Consider the following 19,817-nt stretch of genomic DNA (forward strand, 5'->3'; position numbering starts at 1 on the left):
GATATAATGAATAAAGGTATGTGAGCCGTGAACGACACGGTCATGTGATTGAAGGAGGAACGAGGCAGATGGGGGAATTAGCTAACTGCCCACGATGCGGGGAAATTTTTGTTAAAGGACGCATTGACGTGTGTGTCGCCTGTTATAAAGAAGAAGAGCGAGCATTTGAAACCGTCTATGTGTTTATCCGAAAGCGCCAGAATCGCACAGCCACGATGCAGCAAGTTGTGGAGGCGACAGGCGTCGAGGAACAATTAATTCAAAAATTCGTCAAACAAAAACGATTGAATACAACGCAATTTCCGCAATTGTCCTACAGCTGCGAACGCTGCGGGGCTCAAATCCAGGAGGGCCGAATATGCGACGGCTGCAACGGCAATTTGCAGCATGATTTAAAAATAGAGGAAGACATCGAGCAGGTGAGTGAAAAAAATCGGCTGGCTGAGCAAGCGCAAACCTATTATTCGGTAAATAAAGGGAATCCGTAAAAGGCCTTAATGTTTTGCTGATTACTCCGATACAAGAAGTGAAGCCAATGGAATTGAACGAAATGAGGTGAGAGACATGAGAATCAATGGTCCGAACCAGACGAATCTCAATCCCTACCAGAAGCAGATAAATAAGCAGGCGGAACTGCAAAAAGCCGGCACCAAGGCTGATAAAATTGAAATTTCCAAGCAGGCGAAAGACCTGCAGGAAAGCAGCAAGCCGGATCCCGCACGCCAAAAACAAGTCGAAGCCATCAAACAACGCGTTGATGCTGGTGAATATAAAGGGGATCACGACGTGTCCGCACAGAAAATGATCGATTTCTGGAACAAACGTATTTAAAAGGAGGACATACCGATGTCCCTGCATGCTGTCATACAATTAATGGAGAAACAGAAGCAGCTGCATGAAAGCTTGCTGACGTTATCTCAACAAAAGACCGAGATTTTGAAACAAGGCGAACATGAAAACTTTCAAGCGCTATTGGCAAAAGAACGTAAACATGTCCAGGCGATTGAAACGGTGGAAAAACAGCGCATGCAGGCGGTGTCGTCCTGGTATGATGAGCAGGGCATCCGTTCTGAAGATCCGACTGTTTCCGAGATGCTCACGTTGATTGACAATGAATGGGAACGCGAAGAGCTGCAGCGTATTTTCGACGCCTTCATTTTTGTGATGAGCGACCTGCGCAAGCAAGAGAAGCTGAATGCCGAGCTGACCCAGCAATCGTTGCAATTCATCAATGTATCGCTCGACATGCTGCAGCCTTCTTTGAAGAACATGAATTATGGCAAGCCGTCCCAGGATTCAGACAAGAATCAAAAACGCTCCGTCTTTGATTCGAAAGCCTAAGCAGAAAGAGGAGATTTGAATGGTTTCAACCTTTCACGGATTAGAAGTTGCGAAACGCGGCCTGTTCACCCAGCAGTCTGCTTTGTACACGACAAGTCATAACATTGCCAATGCGAACACCCCGGGTTATACGCGTCAGCGCGTCAATTTTGAGCAGACCTCTCCATTCCCAGCGGCCGCTCGCAATAGCCCTGAAATTCCGGGTCAAATGGGCAGTGGTGTTCAGGCTGGTTCAATCGAACGGATTCGAGAAGATTTTTTGGACATCCAGTATCGCTCAGAAAACAAAAAGTCCGGTTACTATGGGACGCTTGCTGACTCGTTGAAACAAATGGAAGACGTGATGAACGAACCGACAGACCAGGGTTTGTCCAAATCGATGGACAACTTTTGGGATTCCTGGCAGAAGTTAAGCAATAACCCGGAGGACGCCGGAGCGCGCGAAGTCGTGAAAGAACGCGGGAAGGCGCTGGCTGACACGTTCAATTATGTGTCCAACTCCCTTTCTGAAGTCCAAAAGCAGCTGAATAACGAAGTGGATGTATCGGTTGAAAAAATCAACTCCTTGCTTAGCGATGTTGATAACTTGAATCAACAAATCGGTGATGTGGAACCGCACGGCCAAGTGCCGAATGATTTGTACGATGAACGCGACCGTGTTCTCGACGAATTATCAAGCATGGTCGACATCGACGTTTCCTATCAGGACAGCAAAGGGAACCCGAGCCCGATCGCAATGGGGCAAGCAACCGTGACCATGAACGACGGTGGCGAGTCGTATACGTTAGTCGAAGCCTCAGGGGAAACGAAAGACGACCGCCTGCATCAAATGAGTGTCAATTACGCCGAAGTCGATGGACGTGACACCAAATATGTACAAAGCGTCGAAGTTGCGGGACAAGCAGAAGGCGACGATGCCATCACAAATTTCTCCTCAGTGGGTAAACTGAGTGGATTGATCGAATCGGCGGGTTATATGGAAGATGGCCAAACTGGCGTGGAAAACGTGAAGGGCCACTATCCGGATATGATGAGTGAACTGGATACAATGGCGACAGCCTTTGCCCGGGAAATGAACGAGGTCCACCGGGAAGGCGCTTCTTTAAACGAAATCGGTGAAGACGGCGCGTATACGGATCAAGCGATTAACTTCTTCACTCCGCCCGCCGGAGGCAGCGGAGCGGATGTAGGGTATGCGAGTTCCATCAGCGTATCAGATGATGTGAACGAGGATGTGAATAACATCGCAGCGGCCCAAGTGACCGAAGACGGCCAAGCTTTCTCAGGCAACGGAGATAATGCCAAACATTTAGCGGACGTCCGTGACGAACCCTTAGCCATGCTGGGCGGGGAAACGTCCGTATCCGGCTTTTATGAAGGGGTCATCGGCTCAATGGCTGTCAAAACCGAAGAAGCTGCGCGTCAGCAAAACAACGCGGATACTTTGCGCGGATCGGTCGCTCAAAACCGGGCATCAGTGAGCTCGGTGTCTTTGGATGAAGAAATGACCAATATGGTGAAATTTCAGCACGCCTACAACGCGGCAGCCCGGAGTATCACTGCTGTCGACGAAATGTTAGACCGTGTGATCAACCAAATGGGAATTGTAGGAAGGTAGGTGGATGAACCATGCGCGTAACCCAGGGAATGCTAAGCAATAATATGCTGCGCAATATTAGCAACAGCTATGAACGGATGGGCAAACAGATGGAGCAGCTGTCGACCGGTAAAAAAATCAGCCGCCCTTCCGACGATCCGATCGTAGCCATGAAAGGCATGAACTACCGCAGCCAGGTGAACGAAATCGAACAGTACAAAAGGAATATTGGTGAAGTACATAATTGGATGGATAACTCCGACGATTCACTCGACAAAGCCACCAAAGCCATGCAGCGCCTCCGCGAACTGACCGTTCAGGCGAGTAACGACTCCTATGAAGAAGGCCAGCGCGAAAACATCGCCGAAGAAGTCGACCAGCTGCGGGAACATATGGAAGACATCGCCAATACAAAAGTCAACAACAAATACATCTTCAACGGCACCAACACCAACGGCAAACCCGTCGATTTAGAAAATGGCGACTACCCTACGAACAGCGAAGACGTATCGATTGAAGTAAGCGACGGCATTTCCATAAAAGCCAATGTCAACGGAGCCGATGTGTTCACCGAAGACATGTTCAACGACATGGAGGCTTTCTCCAACGCTTTAAAGGATGGCCAATCCGGCGAGGAGCTGGACGACTACGTGACCACCTTCGATAACCATACCGAAAAAATCATCAATGAACGTGCCGGTCTTGGTGCCCGCATGAACCGGGTCGAGTTGATTGAGGACCGTCTCGGATCACAGGAAATCACCGCCAACCGGGTGTTGTCGGATAATGAGGATGTCGACATGGAAAAGGTGATCACGGAATTGAAAACGCAGGAAAGTGTCCATCGTGCTGCGCTTGGTGCGGGCTCACGTATTATTCAACCGACGTTGATGGATTTTCTGAGATAGGCTATCTGTTCAGACAGGTAGCTTTTTCTTTATAAGATTTTACGTTTGTATAACGTAGGTCCGTTACTTTAATAGAGAGAGGGGCGGCCGGGCAACCACTCGCTTTCCTGCGGGGGAACCGGCAAGCCTCCTCGGTCGCTTGGCTCCCTGTGGGGTCTTGCCGAGCCCCTTCTCCCGCGGGAGTCTCGCGGTTGCCCAGCCGCCCCATCTATCGTTGGGGTAAACGAACCTATTAAATTGGAAAGATTCCGTAAGCCTTATTAAACAAAAAAACTCACAACTCCTAACTAATCTTTAATTGAGAGGAAGGGTCCTAGCTATGAAACTGCCGCAGATTCGTTTGCAATCGCAGATGGCTCAAACGCAGATCAATTCAACGCAAGGGCGAATGATGATTAAGCAGCCTGAGGCGACGGTGTCGATTCAACAGCCCGATGCCGATGTGTCCATGTCGACACGTCCGTCCAAATTGACGATTGATCAATCACAGGCGTGGGAAGATATGGGGTTGAAGTCAGCCAAAAAGAGCATTGAAGCGTTTGCGCAAGAAGGGAAGCAAGCAGCTCTTCAGGCGATGGCTAAAACGTCACGGCAAGGTGATCAATTGATGAGGATTGAAAATGGCGGTGATCCTATCCTTTCTCAGGCGAAACAGGATGCCTATGATCAGCAAAAAGAATTCAATGTCGGCTGGATTCCTTCTCATGGTGCTGTCAAAATCGATTATCAGCCGTCTGACGCGGATATCCAAGTTGAGACGCGCCAGCCGGTCATCAATAATCAAGCTAACGCCCCTGAAATCAGTCATGAGCGCGGAAGCGTTACGACGTCCATGGCGAGTGAAGCGGATTTGAACGTGGATGTGGCTCATTTAACGTTTAAGAATTTCAGCTTTGAAACGACTATATAAAAGAAGTGGTGACTTATGAATATACAATCTGTCTATTTAGGTGAAGTAGATGTCAGCGACGAAAGTATTCTAACCTTTCCGCACGGCTTGCCCGGTTTTACAGACGAAAAGCATTTCGTTTTAATCGACTTACCCGACAACCCCGCCTTCCATATTTTCCAGTCAACAGAGAACGCAGAACTGGCGTTTATTGTTGCCAATCCTTATCTCTTTTTTAAGACGTATGAATTTGATCTTGATGATGCTTCGGTAGACCAGTTGGATATTGCGAGTGAAGCAGACGTCAGTGTATTTGTGATATTAACGTTGCAAAAGCCGTTTGAGAAAACGACGGCCAATCTGCAAGCCCCGGTCATCATCAATCGTTCTGCGAAGAAAGGGAAGCAGATCATTCTCAATACGTCCGAATATACAACCAAACATGCTATCGCACCGTCAGCCTCTGATGAAAAGGAGGCGGACTCCCATGCTCGTACTCAGTCGGAAACTGAATGAAGCCATCCAAATCGGTGATGATATTGAAATCAAAGTCCTCGGAGTCGAGGGGGATCAAGTAAAACTAGGTATATCGGCCCCTAACCATGTCGAAATCCACCGTCAGGAAATTTACGCAGCCATTCAGGAAGAAAACAGCGAAGCCGCGACCTTCCAAGCCGATTTACTGAATCTATTAAAAAATCAGCAAAAACGTTAAACAATCCCAAATGACCTCCGATATAAGTAGTGTAAAAGCAAATGATGCTAAAGGCGGCCGACTTTAGCCATTTGAATACTTACTTCCACAAGGACGTGGAGGACACTATTTAATTTCAAGGAGGAAATTGATTATGAAAATCAATCACAACATTGCGGCGCTGAACACGCACCGCCAACTGCAAGGAAACAACAACGCAACCCAAAATTCATTGGAAAAGCTATCCTCAGGTCTTCGCATCAACAAAGCAGGCGATGACGCAGCAGGTCTTGCGATTTCCGAAAAAATGCGTGGCCAAATCCGCGGACTCGAACAAGCCCAGCGTAACGCCCAAGATGGTATCTCGCTTGTTCAAACAGCTGAAGGTGCGATGAACGAATCTCACTCCATCATGCAGCGTATGCGTGAGCTGGCTGTTCAGTCTTCCAACGACACGAACACAGATGCTGATCGTGCTGAACTTCAAAAAGAAGTGGACCAATTGTCTCAAGAACTTGGTCGCATCTCTGAAGACACAGAGTTCAACTCTAAAACATTATTGGATGGAAATTTTTCTGGTAGCTTCCAGATTGGAGCAAATGAAAACCAGTCAATTGACATTTCCATTGATGAGATGAGTGCTGATGCTCTTGATGTGGTGAGAGGTGCATCATCGGCTGAAGGTGTGTCAGAAGGTACTGCAGACGATTTTAGAACCGGAGGAGCAATTTCTACTGATGGAAGTTTTGATGTTACTATAGATGGCACCTCATCAACAGTTACGGTTGATGATTCTGTAGCCACTGCACAGGATTTGACTGATGCGATTAACTCATCGATCAGCAATGGGACTGCTTCATTAAATGACGATGGTGGAATTAAAATCACATCAGATAGTACAGGCTCAACGTCAGGTGTTCAAGTTAATGGATTCACCGAAGGACAAGATGGTTCTTCAAATGATGTTACTGATTTAGAAGGGTACTTTGGTGGTGGTATCACAGCTTCAGGAACTGATCGAGATACAAGCAAAGGCATTGATATCTCATCTCAGGGGGCAGCTGATTCAGCAATCAGTGCCATTGATGGTGCCATTGAAAAAGTATCCAGTGAACGTTCTAAATTGGGGGCAATACAAAACCGTTTGGATCACACGATCAACAATCTTGGCACATCTTCTGAAAACTTGACAGCTGCTGAGTCTCGTATTCGTGACACAGACATGGCTGCGGAAATGATGGACTTTACGAAGAACAACATCCTTTCTCAGGCTGCTCAGTCGATGCTGGCACAGGCGAACCAACAGCCTCAAGGTGTCCTGCAGCTTCTACAATAAGATGTTTCCAAAGTCATCTGGCTTATGCCGGGTGGCTTTTTCTTTTTCCCCGCTAAATTAATTCCCCGCTTTCCTTTAATAATGTTCAGCTATTACCGATATACCCAATAGAAGGTAATCGGTGAAGGAGTGGGCTTGACATGGATGTAGGAACGTTACTATCCAGATCCCATCTTCTGCAAAAGACTGAACACATCTCTGCAACTGCTTCCGCACGAGACGGATCTGAACCGACTCAGCACCTTATTCAATTGGACGAACCTCAGATGTTACCAGAGGATGTTAATCAGAAGACAGATTACGAACAGGTCGTGGAGAGCTTGAATGAGTTTTTAGAGCCGACCGATACATCGTTGAAATTTGAGTTCCATGATAAGCTGGAGCGCTATTACGTCACGTTGGTCGATAAGCAGACCGACGAAGTCGTGAAAGAGATCCCTCCGAAAAAAATGTTGGATGTTTACGCAGCTATGGCTGAATTCATGGGGTTTATCGTAGATGAAAAAATTTAAGGCGGTGATGAAAGATGATGAATAACAGTATGCGCATCGGTGGTCTGGTGTCCGGCATGGATATCGATAAGATTGTTTCTGATCTGATGAAAGCGGAAAAGATGCCGCTGAAAAAGATGGAGCAGGACATCGCGACGCAGGAATTCAAGCGTGATGACTATCGGGAAATGAACACGCTTTTATTCGATTTGGACAGTGCCGCAGCTGACATGCGCTTATCCGAAAATTATAAAAGTAAAAGTGCGTCTTCTTCTCAGTCTGATGCGATTACAGCAACGGCGAGTTCATCCAGTGAGGCGGGCAGCTATAACATCTCTGTCGATCAGCTGGCGACTGCTGCTGTGAACGCGAGTCAAGCCAGTTTGTCAGCTGATGCAACGGATAAAATCGATCCCGATGCCAAACTGAGTGATGAAATCGGTAAATTTGCGAACAGTGATTTCACTTCGGGAGAATCGTTTGAGCTGACAACGCATGACGCGAATGGGGAGGCCGTGTCGAAGACCTTTACGGTGAATAGCGATCAATCCCTGAACGATTTGCTTGACGACATCAGTTCCTCTGACCTGGGCGTGCGGGCTTTTTATGATCAAACCGCTGATAAAGTCGTCATGGAAAAAAAGCAGACCGGAAATTTCAATGAAGGCGGCTCAGAAATCCAATTTGACGGAGGAGCCGGCAGTTTCTTAACGAATGCCCTCCAGATGGACCCGGCTCAGGAACAGGGCGGTACGAATGCGAAGTTGACCTACAATAATGTCATGGAAGTCGAAACGCATAACAACAATTATGAAATCAACGGTATCACATTTGATTTCCAAGAAACGACTGAAAGTTCTGCGACGATCAACGTCAGGAACAATACAGAAGATTCCATCCAAAATATCAAGGATTTCGTCAATAAGTATAACGAAACGATTGAGAAGATGGATGGCAAATTGAATGAAGAAAAGTTTCGTGATTATAAACCGCTGACGGAAGAACAACGAAGCGAGATGTCAGAGAAGGAAATTGAACTCTGGGAAGAAAAGTCGCAAAGCGGGATGCTGCGCGGTGACAGCATTCTTTCGGGAGCGATCAATTCAATGCGCCAGGATTGGTATGCGGAAGTCGACAACGACAGCGCCTATTCACGCATGTCCGAAATCGGGATCACCACGTCGTCGAATTATCAGGATGGCGGCAAGCTGGAAATCGATGAAACCAAGCTGCGAAACGCGATGCAAGAGGATCCTGACAGTGTGTACAAACTGTTCTCAAACAGTGAGGAGGGCTCCCAACAAGGCATTCTCAACCGGCTGAACGGATCGATTGATAACGCCATGAGTTCAATCGAAACCCGTGCCGGTAAAGGAACACAGACGCTCGAGCAGTATTCCATCGGCCGCGATTTGAAAGATTTAACCGAACGTAAAGCCGATTTTGAACGCCGGTTAGTGGATATCGAGGACCGATATTGGCGAGAGTTTACCGAAATGGAACGTGTCGTGCAAAAAGCCAACCAGCAGTCGTCTATGATCACCCAGAAATTTGGCGGTGGCGGAGGTATGATGTAATTTCGAGAAGGAGTGTTGAAACACCATGTCCATGAACCAACCCTATCAAGCTTACCAAAATAACGCGGTCAACACGGCGTCACCCGGAGAGCTGACCTTGATGCTTTATAACGGCTGTCTGAAATTCATTAAGCACGCCAGGAAAAACATCGTGGACGCAGACCATCAGCAAAAAAATACCAACATCCAAAAAGCTCAGAAAATCATCCAGGAACTGATGGTAACATTGAATCCTGATATGGAAATTTCTGAACAGATGATGTCACTCTATGAATATATGAACCACCGACTAATAGAAGCAAACATTAACAACGATGCCGACATATTAGACGAAGTATCCGGCCTGGTCACGGAATTCCGGGACACGTGGAAGGAAGTCATCCGCCAAAATCGTAAGCTCCAGCATGGTGCAGGCGGTAATGCTTAGTGAATACAATCGAATATATTTACCAGTTATCATTACAGTTGAACGAACGGCTTGAGCAGGATCACAGCAAACAGGATCGTGCTCAAGTCGTCGATGACGTGAACGACATCCTGGATGAACGGGGGCGCTACCTGGAAGATGCTCCTTCTCCAGAAACGGACGAGGAAAAACAGTGGGCGGCTCATATTCTTGAGATGGAACCGCGATCTCAGGCCAAGCTGGAGACCCTTTTCACCGGACTGAAGGCTGAGATGAAATCGATGAAAAAACAAAAATCGTCCAACCGTAAATATGTTAATCCTTATCAAAATGTGGCCACCAGCGATGGCATGTTTTTAGATAAGAAAAAGTAGGTGATTGTGTGACGGAACAACTGCAACCCGCTCAGCACCAAATGCTGATTGACTACAACCAGTTACTTGATGCCCTTTCTGACGGGTTTGCCTATCTTGGTGAAAACATCACAGATCCAGCACCGCCCGAGGCCGATCAGGTTTTCCGGGATATCATCAATGCGCTTGAGCAGATGAACCACAGCCACGATCAGATGGCGGTCTTGTTTCCCGGTGAACAGCTCGAAAGGCTGATGGAAGATTTCCGTGATCTGACCGATATGCTGCTCGGCTGGTATGATCATGAATCAAATGAAAGCAAACGGCAGCTTTTGACCTCTCAGGTGATTCCAATTTACGTCAGTTGGAAGCAGCAGATGCGTAATTTTTTAGAACCTTATCTGGTACACTGATCCTCTCGTGGTTCGGTGTATTTTTTATGGCGTAATTAAAGGTATCCCTGATGGATGGGCTAACGTGTAGCGATAGGATTTGTTTTTGCCTTGCGTGGGGAGGTGGAGTGCGTTTAATAGATTGGAGGTTACTTTCGGAGATGTCAGCTGTAAAAATTGCCGCAGCTCCCGGTTTCTTACGCTCGGTCCGATTAATAACGCGAAATCCCTGACGGCGGGCAGGTGAGCAAGTCGGTCGGTGGATGAACAAGACGTACACACCCAGCTGCCCCTTTTCCGGGCCATAGCAAAACGCGTGCACGATGCACACTGTATGCCGGTTATAAGGTCGCTTGGTTTAATGTTGTAGCGATCCAGCAGGTCAGGATTTTGCGGCGTGTGGTTTTGAAGAAGTGTTTGGCTGAGGGAATGGATGTGGCTGTCTGATAAAATGTGGCGGGGGTGAGCGGTCCAATAATCATGCAGTTTTTTAGGTAGAAAATTGGCATGAATGATAGTATTGCGTGCTGTTGGATGATTGTCTGATGCTTTAATGACTGTGTTTGCGTGACTGATTACAACGAGCGGTTTAATTGGATAATCCTGAGGAAAACCTTGTAGCCTAAGCCAGCGCGTCAGCATCTCTTTTTGTTCAGCAACTTGGAGCAGCGGATCCTCAAATGCTTCCTCCCGTCCGTTATGCCTGCGAATCAATTGATTAAATACATGATCGAAGATGAGCGTCCCAGCGAAATTTTTCACTTCTAAAATGGCGGCAAAACGAGGGGTAAGGATGAGGGTATCGAGTTGGAAGAAATGCTTTGAAAGTGGTAGGCGCAAATCGTGGAGCCGATAAAAGTCCTTATCAGGCAGTCGGTCATAATGATAAGTCAGAGCATCCTCACCTCGATGACCAGCCGTATATTTAGCATCATCTTGCTGGACATCACGGTAACGAGGATGGTGCTCCGGCAGCCGTCGCAGCAGTGCTTCATATTTTAATAGATGAAGCGGGACTTTAAGTGGTTTTACAATCATAACTATCACTCCTTTTCATTATACATTCCGCATTGATCGGGGAATTCCTGCTACAATATTGAGGTTTCTGTCGAAAGTTATGGTCCGGTTTGGGAGACTTATAAGCCAGATTAGTAGAAATATAATCCATTGGGTTTCGCTGGGGAAATGTATGATCCAGTTTAGGCGATTTTTGAGCCGAGGTTTGCGTATATGCGCCGAATAATTTTTTTATAAGCTTATTGCTGATTTTTTAATCCTGGTGGTCTGGCGGAGAGGTGATATAAGCCAAATGTGCCGTTCACCATGCCGGAATAGCATTTGACCAGCCAATTTGGATCTGCATCCTGCCGAATCTAGTAAAATATAAGCTGAAATCGGAACCTTTCATGCCTCGCGTGGTTTATACGCCGTATTTGCATCAATTCAGGCTAAATCAGGCACTATTTAATCCTGCCTATTCTTACAAGCCAAACGCAACCCGATTCATTCCAAAACTCATTATGTATAAGCCTACCACCCCAGCTAATAATCCTTACTACTCAAGCAAATGAAAAGAAACCCTCTTTTCAATCCAGCTCGGGCAACATACAAGCCCTGTAGCTAAATTATAATCCAAGTCACCACTTATTCATGCCCCGACCTATCAAGCCCTTCATTACAAGCCAAATCCCATACCCACCACGCCAAATTAGCACTTCACCAATCCAATTTAGCCCCACACCCTGCCGAATCTACAAAAATATAAGCCAAAATCGGAACCTTTCATTCCAACCCACATTTACAAGCCAAACCCACTAAGATACATTCCAATCCTTAATCTAATTAATCCAACTCACACACTTTCAATCCTTCCCCCTCCAGCAAACAAACAGAATCCATTAATCCAATCCAAACCTGACAAAATATAAGTCACCCCGACCCAAATACAGTCCAAACCCTCCCATTTCCATGCCCACCCCCCAGCACCTCATTACATGCCAAAACCAACAATCACAACGCCGATTCATCCCTAGTCGATCCAAATTCCCGCCTCCTCCACGCCAACTTCACACCAATACAACCCCAACCACACTTCACTCCCAGCATCATCCCCAAACCTCGCACCAACACAGCCCAAGCACCGACAAAAACCCCCGCCAACCGCCGAGAAAACTGCCATAAAAGCCTGCAACTACCGGCTTTCCCAACATCTTCCGACACAGTTTAGTCAAAAAATTGCGAAAGTTTATGCAGGAATGGGCGAGGGTATGGTAGAATTATAACTACATAAGGATGAAAGGAGGACACTTTGAGATGAAGTATAACTTTCGAGGTGAAAATTTAGAGGTCACAGGAGCGATAAAAGACTACGTAGAGAAAAAGGTAGGCAAGCTAGAACGCTACTTTGACACACCCCTAACCTCAGAGGTTCATGTGAATATAAGTGTCTATAATGATGAGCAGAAAATTGAGGTAACGATCCCGATGAAAGATCTTTTGCTTCGTGCAGAAGAGCGTCATATTGATCTTTACGCTGCCATCGACCTTGTGGTTGATAAACTGGAGCGACAAATTCGTAAGCACAAAACGAAGGTGAATCGCAAATTCCGACAAGATGGGGCGCCGAAATACGTATTTGCTGAGCTGGAGAAAGAAGCTCAGGAGGAAATTCAAGAAGAATCTGATATTGAAATAGTAAGAACGAAACGATTTGATTTAAAACCGATGGATAGTGAGGAAGCTGTCCTGCAGATGGATATGCTGGGACACATATTCTATGTCTTTACGAACGCGGAAACGAATGATACGAATATTGTGTATAAGCGCCGTGATGGCCGTTATGGTCTGATCGAGCCCAATTCATAAAAGGTTGAAACTATGATCCTGCCCGATGTGGCGGGGTCATATTTTTTGTCGAAAGATAGAAAAAAGGAAAATTAACCTTGGTTCGGTCATTATAATGAACAATTTGGAGTTATTTCAGTTATTTTGTCGTTCCCTCTGACCGCATTTTTGCCAAAACGATGAGTGGCGGCTGCGTTAAATACCATGGTATAACATAGGTGTGCCTCACAACCCCCTCAAGCTGAAGGAGATGTATAGTATGCCTCATACTACTTATTGCTGTCAGGATTGTCAGCAGTTGGAGCACATGCTTAAGCAGCAAGAGCGTGTGATTGTCCAGTTGGTTGAGATCGTGGCGGCGACGAATCGACGTGTTAATGAATTGGATAAGTGCCAGACCGGCGTGGAGCACCACATGATTGTCCGTGAGCAGTGCTCGCGTTTTGTCTCCTCTGTACCTTCCTATACATCTCCGGTGAATGAGTAGTCCAGCCTCGGACTGCTCGTTCATTTTGTCGAACAATCGGGAGGGCAGTTTGTTGCTTGCCCGCTTCTCTTAGTGTTATGATTATGTATGGATTATACAAGGTAAAGTGTGTGCCAAATTGATAGAGGAGCGGTACAAATGTTAGGAACATTAAAGAAAATTATCGGTGATGGAACCCAGCGTCAACTGAAGCGTCTGCAGAAAGATGCGGATGATATTGAAGCGCTGGAAACTGATATTGAAAAGCTGTCGGACGATGGCTTACGTAAGAAAACGGAAGAATTCAAAGAACGTTATCAAAATAATGAAAGCTTAGAGGATTTGATGGTTGAAGCGTTTGCGGTTGTGCGTGAAGGGGCGAAGCGTGTGTTGAAGATGCGCCCGTTTAATGTGCAGCTGTTAGGCGCCATTGCGTTGCATGAAGGTAATATTGCCGAGATGAAAACGGGTGAAGGTAAGACGCTGGCTTCGACGATGCCGGCTTATTTGAATGCGATCACGGGCAAAGGCGTCCATATCATCACGGTCAACGACTATTTGGCTGATCGTGACGCGCGCGATATGGGTGAGTTGTATGAATTTCTCGGCTTGACTGTCGGGTTGAATTTGAATGGCATGTCAAAGGATGAAAAGCGTGAAGCGTATGCAGCGGATATCACGTATGGAACAAACAACGAGTTCGGGTTTGATTACTTGCGAGATAACATGGTGCTGTATAAGGAACAGATGGTCCAGCGCCCGCTTCACTTTGCGATCATTGACGAAGTTGACTCGATCTTGATTGACGAAGCGCGGACCCCGCTGATCATTTCCGGGACCGCTCAGAAGTCAGCCGATCTTTACAAGTCAGCGAATTCGTTCGTGCGTCATCTCGATTTGGATGAAGATTACACATATGATGAGAAAACGAAGAATGTTCAATTAACGGAAGAAGGCATCAACCGGGCAGAAGAGTTCTTCAAAATTGAAAATTTATATGACCTGTCCAATGTGACGTTGATTCACCATATTAACCAGGCGTTAAAAGCACATGCGTCGATGCACCGGGATACCGACTACGTGGTGGATGAAGGCGAAGTTGTAATCGTCGACCAGTTTACTGGCCGTCTCATGAAAGGGCGGCGGTACAGTGATGGTTTGCACCAGGCGATTGAAGCGAAGGAAGGTTTGGAAATTCAGAACGAAAGCATGACCTTGGCTTCGATCACGTTCCAGAACTTGTTCCGGATGTACGAAAAGCTGGCCGGCATGACCGGTACTGCTAAAACCGAAGAAGAAGAGTTTCTCAATATCTATAACATGCGGGTCATCGCGATTCCGACCAATGAACCGATCGTGCGTGATGATAAGGCTGATATGGTTTATAAGTCTACTGAAGGAAAGTTCCGTGCCGTTGTAGATGATATTAAGGAACGCTATAGTCGCGGACAGCCTGTACTGGTCGGTACAGTGGCTGTGGAAACGTCTGAACTCATCTCCAACTATTTGAAAAAAGCGGGTGTTCAGCACAACGTTTTGAACGCCAAAAACCACTACCGTGAAGCGGATATTATTGAGAATGCCGGTCAAAAAGGCGCTGTAACAATTGCGACCAACATGGCCGGACGCGGAACGGACATCAAACTTGGAGACGGTGTAACGGAACTGGGCGGTTTGTCGGTTATCGGTACCGAACGTCATGAGTCCCGGCGGATCGATAATCAGTTGCGCGGACGTTCCGGACGTCAAGGTGACCCTGGTGTTTCGCAATTCTACCTGTCGATGGAAGATGAATTGATGCGCCGTTTCGGTTCGGACAACATGCGCGCCATGATGGACAGATTCGGAATGGATGATTCCCAGCCGATCGAAAGTAAAATGGTTTCAAGAGCTGTAGAATCAGCGCAGAAGCGTGTGGAAGGTAACAACTTTGACGCACGTAAGACCATTCTTTCCTTTGATGATGTCTTGCGTCAGCAGCGTGAAGTTATTTACAAGCAGCGGTTTGAAGTGCTCGATTCAGAAAACCTGCGCGAAATCATTGAACAGATGATGCGCCAGACGATCGAGCGGACGGTACAGGCGCATACGACTGAGGAAGTCGACGAAGAATGGGAACTTGATACCATCGTAGATTATGTCCGAGCCAATCTTCTCGAAGAAAACGATGTGACAGTTGATGATCTGAAAGGGAAAGATCAAGAAGAGATCATTAACCTCATTTTCGATAAAGTCAAACAACGTTACGATGAAAAAGAAGAAGAACTGACGGAAGAGCAGATGCGCGAGTTTGAGAAAGTTATCCTGCTTCGTACCGTCGACCAAAAATGGATGGACCATATCGACCAGATGGATCAACTGCGTCAAGGTATCCACTTGCGGGCATACGGTCAAAACGATCCGCTTCGTGAATATCAGTTCGAAGGCTTCTCGATGTTTGAGCAAATGGTCGCCAACATTGAAGAAGAAGTCTCCCGCTACGTCATGAAGGCACAAATTCGCAACAACCTGCAGCGTCAGGAAGTGGCGGAAGATGCCAAGGCAGTATCGGGTTCTGACCAAAGCGAAGAAAAGAAACAGAACAAACCGTATGTCAAAAAGGACCATATCGGACGCAATGATCCTTGTCCATGTGGCAGCGGTAAAAAGTATAAACAATGTCACGGCAGATAATGACACAGGCGGGCACTCTCTCCAACGCGGGAGAGTGTCTTCCCGTGTGCAGTTAACACTATGTAGAGGTGAATGGTATGGAAATGACGGAAATTCGGCACCAGTTAGATAATATGGCTAATCGTTTAGCGGACTTCAGGGGGTCTCTTTGACATCGATCAAAAGAAGACCCGCATAGCTGAGCTCGAGGAACAGATGACCGAGCCGGGATTTTGGGATGATCAAGAGACGTCTCAAAAAGTCATCGGTGAGGTCAATGGACTGAAGGAGCTTGTCCATACATTAGAAGACCATGAAGAAACCCATGAAAACCTCGAGGTCTCTTATGAATTAGTCAAAGAAGAAGCAGATGAGGATTGGCAGCTAGAGTTAGAACGCGACGTGAAAAAGCTCGATCAAGACTTGAACCAATTTGAGCTGAACATGATGTTGAGTGAACCTTATGATAAAAATAGCGCGATCCTTGAGCTGCACCCCGGGGCAGGCGGAACCGAGTCCCAGGACTGGGCGAGCATGCTGCTTCGCATGTACACACGTTGGGCGGAAGGTAAAGGCTTCAAAGTAGAAACGATGGACTACCTGCCAGGCGATGAAGCTGGCTTGAAAAGCGTCACGTTGCTGATCAAAGGCCACAACGCTTACGGTTATTTGAAAGCGGAAAAAGGCGTGCACCGACTCGTGCGTATTTCGCCATTTGATTCATCGGGCAGACGCCATACCTCGTTCGCGTCGTGCGAGATCATGCCAGAGTTCGATGACACAATAGAAATTGAAATCAACAGCGAAGATTTGAAGATCGACACCTATCGGTCCAGCGGAGCAGGCGGCCAGCACGTGAACACCACCGATTCCGCTGTTCGGATTACGCATCAGCCCACGAAAATCGTCGTCACGTGTCAGTCCGAACGCTCGCAAATCAAAAACCGGGAACAAGCGATGAAAATGCTGAAATCGAAGCTGTACCAAAAAGAAATCGAAAAGCAGCAGGAAGAACTCGATGAGATCCGCGGTGAACAAAAAGAAATCGGCTGGGGCAGCCAGATCCGCTCCTACGTCTTCCACCCGTACAATATGGTAAAAGACCATCGTACGAACGTTGAGTCCGGTAATACACAAGGTGTGATGGATGGCGAACTCGATAAATTCATCAACGCCTTCCTGCGGATGCAAATGAATTAAGCATTTAGATAGATCGAACGCCGCTCTTATAAGTGAGCTGCGTTCGATTTTTGTTTGGTGATTGGTTCTTATCGAGAAAGTGAGATCTCTGAGCGAGATTCTGTGGTTCCATACGAGTTGGCTCGATTTGTAAGCAACTTTTTAGAAATGCAAGCAACTTTGCCTCACTTCTAGACAACTACCAAGATTTCGATAGAGAATTCAGCTAGATCGAGCGCCGCGCTCGATTTTTTGTATGGCGTTCGCTTCTTATCGAGAAAGTGCCATTTCTGAGCGAGATCTTGTCATTCCTTACGAGTCGCCTCGATTTGCAAGCAACTTTCTGGAAATATAAGCAACTTTGCTTCATTTCTAGTCAACTGCCACAATTTTCGAAAGAGTAGTCAGCTAGATCGAGCGGCGCGCTCGAATTTATTTATGCGTTCGATTCTTATCGAGAAAGTGTCATTTCTGCGCGAGCTCCTGTCATTCCAAACGAGTCGTCCCGATTTGTAAGCAACTTTCGAGAAATGCAAGCAACTTTTCCTCATTTTTAGTCAACTGCCACAATTTTCGAAAGAGTAGTCAGCTAGATCGAGCGCAGCTCCCACCAGAGAGCCGCGCTCGATTTATGTCTTGTCGTCCGCTTCTTGAAAGTCCCATTTCTGAGCGAGTTCCCGTCATTCCAAACGAGTCGCCCCGATTTGCATGCAACTTCCTCTCATTACCAGTCAACTGCCCGTCACTTCGTTAAACAGATAAACAGGATTCGCGGACTTAGGCAGCGAATTATGTCATGATGTGTGTTTTAACCGTTTGGCGGGAACTTATTAGGTATTAATCCACTTATGAATGAGGGGGAGATCATAGATGAAAGAGCGTCAGCAGGATCGCCGCTTTCGTATTGCTCATCGCGAAGCGTTGATTGGCGTTGGGTTAGCTGTGTTCAATTTTATTTGGTGGTACGGCTTTGCTTATGGGCTCGGTTCCAAGCCACCGGAAGAATACAGTTACGTGTTCGGCTTGCCGGCGTGGTTTTTTTACAGCTGTGTGCTCGGCTTTGTCGTCATGTGTATCTTAGTGATTGTGGTGGTGAAGTTCTGGTTCGTGGAGGTTCCGCTTGATGATGAACCAGAGGATGAAGGGTGGGATGAGCAATGAATGGGGCTGTAATTATTCCGTTATGTTTGTTTCTAGTGCTCATCTTCTTTATCGGTTTTTCTGCTAGCAAGGTGGTTCGCTCGTCGGATTCGTTCTTAACGGAATATTTTTTAGGCGGACGCGAGCTTGGGGGTCTGTTGCTGGCGATGACGATGGTCGCTACATATGGAAGTGCCTCAAGCTTTATCGGCGGCCCGGGCGTGGCTTACACGGAAGGGTTTGGCTGGGTGCTTTTGGCGATGTCCCAGGTTGTGACGGGTTATTTTGTGCTTATGATCCTTGGTAAGAAATTTGCGATTATGGCGCGCCGTTATAATGCGGTCACGTTGATCGACTTTTTAAAAGAACGGTATCAAAGCAAATGGGTCGTGCTCGTCGCTGCCTTCAGCATTATCGTTTTCCTGTTTTCAGCGATGGCGGCTCAGTGGATTGGCGGCGCCCGTTTGATTGAGTCGGTTACGGGGATTTCCTATTTAGGGGCGTTGTTCATCTTTGCTGTGTCGGTATTAGTTTACGTCATTATCGGTGGTTTCCGTGCGGTGGCCTTAACGGATACGTTGCAAGGGATTGTGATGCTGATCGGCACGTTGATCCTGTTGATTGCGACGATTGTCGCTGGCGGGGGAATTTCCAATATTATCGCTGATTTGCAAGCGGAAAATCCTAATCTGATAACGCCCTATGGTGCTGATGGAGGGTTATCGTCTGCTTACGTGTCATCATTTTGGATCCTTGTCGGAGTCGGGGTCGTCGGGCTGCCGCAAGTGACCGTCCGGGCTATGTCGTATAAAAATTCGCGTTCCATGCACCGTGCGTTGATTGTCGGGACGATCGTCGTCGGGTTCATCATGCTGAATATGCATTTGATCGGTGTATTCGCCCGTCCGATTCTCCCCGGTATCGAAGTTGGGGACAAAGTGATGCCGTTGATTGCGCTGGAAGTGTTACCGGCCTGGGTAGCGGGCATTGTGCTCGCGGCTCCGATGGCTGCGATTATGTCGACGGTGGATTCGCTGCTGCTGTTAGTCAGTTCCGCCGTGGTGAAAGATGTGTATTTGAATTACATCGAGCCCAGGGCGTCGGATAACCGCGTGAAAAAGTTGAGTATTTCTGTTACAGCCGCGCTCGGCATTTTCGTGTTCTTGATGGCGATCAACCCGCCTGATTTACTCGTCTGGCTCAATTTATTCGCGTTTGGCGGACTGGAAGCTGCGTTTATATGGCCGGTCATTTTTGGGTTGTATTGGCAAAAGGGCAACAAGCATGGGGCACTAGCTTCCATGTTGGTCGGCATCGTGTCATACACGCTGCTTCACAATTTCTATCCGTCAGCATTTGGAATGCATACGGTCGTGCTCCCAGTTCTATTGTCATTAGCCGCCTTTGTGGCAGGCAGTTTGTTGACGCATTCCCGGGAACAAAGGCAAACGATTTTATAAGCGATTGACGTAAACGCATCGCTTTAACGGTTTAATGCGTTATTTGAGTTACATTTACAGAGCATGGCCAAAGTGTTATACTCCATAACGGT

Annotated in this window: 21 protein-coding genes; 20 read left to right on the forward strand and 1 reads right to left on the reverse strand. The window is 47.1% G+C overall.

Annotation, left to right across the window (positions count from 1 at the left end; all coding sequences use genetic code 11):
• The first annotated feature begins 68 nt into the window (after positions 1–68).
• From HOP45_RS02205 to HOP45_RS02270, 14 genes are all read left to right on the forward strand, one after another.
• A complete protein-coding gene (locus HOP45_RS02205; protein WP_181347258.1) occupies positions 69–488 on the forward strand; it encodes a TIGR03826 family flagellar region protein in 420 nt (139 codons plus the stop codon).
• Positions 489–564: 76 nt separating this feature from the next.
• A complete protein-coding gene (gene flgM / locus HOP45_RS02210; RefSeq protein ID WP_181347259.1) occupies positions 565–831 on the forward strand; it encodes a flagellar biosynthesis anti-sigma factor FlgM in 267 nt (88 codons plus the stop codon).
• 15 nt (positions 832–846) lie between these two features.
• Positions 847–1,341: a flagellar protein FlgN gene (locus HOP45_RS02215; RefSeq protein WP_181347260.1), complete on the forward strand. Its 495-nt coding sequence runs from the start codon at positions 847–849 to the stop codon at positions 1,339–1,341.
• Positions 1,342–1,360: 19 nt separating this feature from the next.
• Positions 1,361–2,959 (forward strand): flagellar hook-associated protein FlgK, encoded by a 1,599-nt coding sequence (gene flgK, locus HOP45_RS02220; RefSeq protein WP_181347261.1) that lies wholly within the window; start codon positions 1,361–1,363, stop codon positions 2,957–2,959.
• Between the two features lie 11 nt (positions 2,960–2,970).
• The gene (flgL, locus tag HOP45_RS02225) at positions 2,971–3,846 is read left to right on the forward strand and encodes a flagellar hook-associated protein FlgL (RefSeq protein ID WP_181347262.1); all 876 of its coding nucleotides are present in this window, start codon (positions 2,971–2,973) and stop codon (positions 3,844–3,846) included.
• Positions 3,847–4,165: 319 nt separating this feature from the next.
• On the forward strand, positions 4,166–4,756 hold the full coding sequence (locus HOP45_RS02230; RefSeq protein ID WP_181347263.1) for a DUF6470 family protein: 591 nt from the start codon (positions 4,166–4,168) through the stop codon (positions 4,754–4,756).
• Between the two features lie 15 nt (positions 4,757–4,771).
• Positions 4,772–5,251: a flagellar assembly protein FliW gene (fliW, locus tag HOP45_RS02235; protein WP_181347264.1), complete on the forward strand. Its 480-nt coding sequence runs from the start codon at positions 4,772–4,774 to the stop codon at positions 5,249–5,251.
• On the forward strand, positions 5,223–5,450 hold the full coding sequence (gene csrA / locus HOP45_RS02240; protein WP_181347265.1) for a carbon storage regulator CsrA: 228 nt from the start codon (positions 5,223–5,225) through the stop codon (positions 5,448–5,450). The genes fliW and csrA overlap by 29 nt, the downstream gene beginning before the upstream one ends.
• 133 nt (positions 5,451–5,583) lie before the next feature.
• Positions 5,584–6,765 (forward strand): flagellin N-terminal helical domain-containing protein, encoded by a 1,182-nt coding sequence (locus HOP45_RS02245; RefSeq protein ID WP_181347266.1) that lies wholly within the window; start codon positions 5,584–5,586, stop codon positions 6,763–6,765.
• A gap of 140 nt (positions 6,766–6,905) precedes the next feature.
• On the forward strand, positions 6,906–7,277 hold the full coding sequence (flaG, locus tag HOP45_RS02250; RefSeq protein WP_181347267.1) for a flagellar protein FlaG: 372 nt from the start codon (positions 6,906–6,908) through the stop codon (positions 7,275–7,277).
• Positions 7,278–7,291: 14 nt separating this feature from the next.
• On the forward strand, positions 7,292–8,833 hold the full coding sequence (locus HOP45_RS02255) for a flagellar hook-associated protein 2 (RefSeq protein WP_255437441.1): 1,542 nt from the start codon (positions 7,292–7,294) through the stop codon (positions 8,831–8,833).
• A gap of 25 nt (positions 8,834–8,858) precedes the next feature.
• The gene (fliS, locus tag HOP45_RS02260) at positions 8,859–9,260 is read left to right on the forward strand and encodes a flagellar export chaperone FliS (protein WP_181347268.1); all 402 of its coding nucleotides are present in this window, start codon (positions 8,859–8,861) and stop codon (positions 9,258–9,260) included.
• A complete protein-coding gene (fliT, locus tag HOP45_RS02265) occupies positions 9,260–9,613 on the forward strand; it encodes a flagellar protein FliT (RefSeq protein WP_181347269.1) in 354 nt (117 codons plus the stop codon). The genes fliS and fliT overlap by 1 nt, the downstream gene beginning before the upstream one ends.
• An 8-nt stretch (positions 9,614–9,621) precedes the next feature.
• Entirely contained in the window at positions 9,622–10,005 is a 384-nt protein-coding gene (locus HOP45_RS02270; RefSeq protein ID WP_181347270.1) for a DUF8042 domain-containing protein, read from the forward strand.
• Positions 10,006–10,029: 24 nt separating this feature from the next.
• Here HOP45_RS02270 and HOP45_RS02275 read toward each other — a convergent pair whose 3' ends face one another.
• Positions 10,030–11,022 carry a nuclease-related domain-containing protein gene (locus tag HOP45_RS02275; RefSeq protein WP_181347271.1) on the reverse strand — a complete coding sequence of 331 codons (993 nt, stop codon included), beginning with the start codon at positions 11,020–11,022 and terminating at the stop codon, positions 10,030–10,032.
• 1,275 nt (positions 11,023–12,297) lie between these two features.
• Between HOP45_RS02275 and hpf the strand changes: the two genes are divergently transcribed.
• The 6 genes from hpf (at position 12,298) to panF (ending at position 19,725) form a co-directional block, all read left to right on the forward strand.
• A complete protein-coding gene (gene hpf, locus HOP45_RS02280) occupies positions 12,298–12,849 on the forward strand; it encodes a ribosome hibernation-promoting factor, HPF/YfiA family (protein WP_181347272.1) in 552 nt (183 codons plus the stop codon).
• Positions 12,850–13,087: 238 nt separating this feature from the next.
• The gene (locus HOP45_RS02285) at positions 13,088–13,315 is read left to right on the forward strand and encodes a hypothetical protein (protein WP_181347273.1); all 228 of its coding nucleotides are present in this window, start codon (positions 13,088–13,090) and stop codon (positions 13,313–13,315) included.
• Positions 13,316–13,453: 138 nt separating this feature from the next.
• On the forward strand, positions 13,454–15,967 hold the full coding sequence (gene secA, locus HOP45_RS02290) for a preprotein translocase subunit SecA (protein ID WP_181347274.1): 2,514 nt from the start codon (positions 13,454–13,456) through the stop codon (positions 15,965–15,967).
• Between the two features lie 77 nt (positions 15,968–16,044).
• Positions 16,045–17,146, forward strand: a protein-coding gene (gene prfB / locus HOP45_RS02295) for a peptide chain release factor 2 (RefSeq protein ID WP_181347275.1) whose coding sequence is annotated in 2 segments (ribosomal slippage) — positions 16,045–16,116 and positions 16,118–17,146 — 1,101 coding nt in all. Because the reading frame shifts where the segments join, the coding sequence is not laid out codon by codon here.
• A gap of 849 nt (positions 17,147–17,995) precedes the next feature.
• Positions 17,996–18,286 carry a YhdT family protein gene (locus tag HOP45_RS02300; RefSeq protein WP_181347276.1) on the forward strand — a complete coding sequence of 97 codons (291 nt, stop codon included), beginning with the start codon at positions 17,996–17,998 and terminating at the stop codon, positions 18,284–18,286.
• On the forward strand, positions 18,283–19,725 hold the full coding sequence (gene panF / locus HOP45_RS02305; protein ID WP_181347277.1) for a sodium/pantothenate symporter: 1,443 nt from the start codon (positions 18,283–18,285) through the stop codon (positions 19,723–19,725). The genes HOP45_RS02300 and panF overlap by 4 nt, the downstream gene beginning before the upstream one ends.
• Positions 19,726–19,817: the final 92 nt, after the last annotated feature.

Origin of the sequence: Thalassobacillus sp. CUG 92003 (assembly GCF_013618635.1) — a bacterium.
Taxonomy (GTDB): Bacteria; Bacillota; Bacilli; order Bacillales; family Halobacillaceae; genus CUG-92003.